The sequence below is a fragment of the Variovorax boronicumulans NBRC 103145 genome (genome assembly GCF_001591345.1).
Lineage (GTDB): Bacteria > Pseudomonadota > Gammaproteobacteria > Burkholderiales > Burkholderiaceae_C > Variovorax > Variovorax boronicumulans.
Genome location: NZ_BCUS01000269.1, coordinates 1 through 1,006, shown reverse-complemented (window position 1 = coordinate 1,006; position 1,006 = coordinate 1). Strand labels below are relative to the sequence as shown.

1 protein-coding gene is annotated in these 1,006 nt (G+C 61.9%); it reads right to left on the bottom strand.

The window, feature by feature from the left end; translation table 11 throughout:
• The coding region (locus tag VBO01S_RS33435) for a hypothetical protein (RefSeq protein WP_062483089.1) at positions 1–1,006 on the bottom strand (1,006 nt) is incomplete at both ends.

Here is a 1,006-nt window from a genome sequence, read left to right as displayed (position 1 = left end):
CAGCAGCCTCTCGACCTCGACGTCGTCCGGCCTGAGCACGGCGACCAGCGGCATCTCGAGCCTGTCTACGGCTCTGAGCAGCACCAACAGCAACCTGGAAAGCCTCTCGACTTCCACGTCGAGTGGGTTGAGCACCGCGACCAGTGGCATCTCCAGCTTGTCGACGAGCCTGAGCACCACGAACAGCAACGTCAGCAGCCTGTCGACCTCGACGTCGTCGGGCTTGAGTACGGCAACCAGCGGCATCTCGAGCCTGTCTACTGGCCTGAGCACGACCAACAGCAACGTGAGCAGCCTGTCGACTTCGACATCGTCGGGCCTGAGCACCGCCACGAGCAGCATCGACAGCCTCTCGACGTCTACGTCGAGCGGTCTGAGCACGGCGACCAGTGGCATCACCAGCTTGTCCACGGGCCTGAGCACGACCAACAGCAACGTCAGCAGTCTGTCGACCTCGACGTCCTCGGGTCTGAGCACCACCAATAGTCGTATTGACAGCCTCTCGACGTCTACGTCGTCGGGCCTTAGCACGGCGACGAGCAGCATCGATAGCTTGTCGACGTCTACCTCGAGCGGTCTGAGCACAGCGACCAGCGGCATCGCCAGCTTGTCCACGAGCCTGAGCACAACCAACAGCAATGTGAGCAGCCTGTCGACTTCGACATCGTCGGGCCTGAGCACCGCGACCAGTGGCATCGCCAGCCTGTCGACGGGTTTGAGCACCACGAACAGCAACGTGGGCAGCTTGTCGACTTCGACGTCCAGTGGTTTGAGCACGACCAACAGTCGAATCGATAGCCTTTCGACCTCCACGTCGTCGGGTCTGAGCACGGCGACGAGTGGCATCGAGAGCCTGTCGACCGGGCTGAGCACCACGAACAGCAACGTGAGCAGCTTGTCGACGTCGACTTCGAGCGGTCTGAGCACGGCGACCAGCGGGATCTCTAGCCTGTCCACGAGCCTGAGCTCGACAAACAGCAATGTCAGCAGCCTGTCGACCTCCACT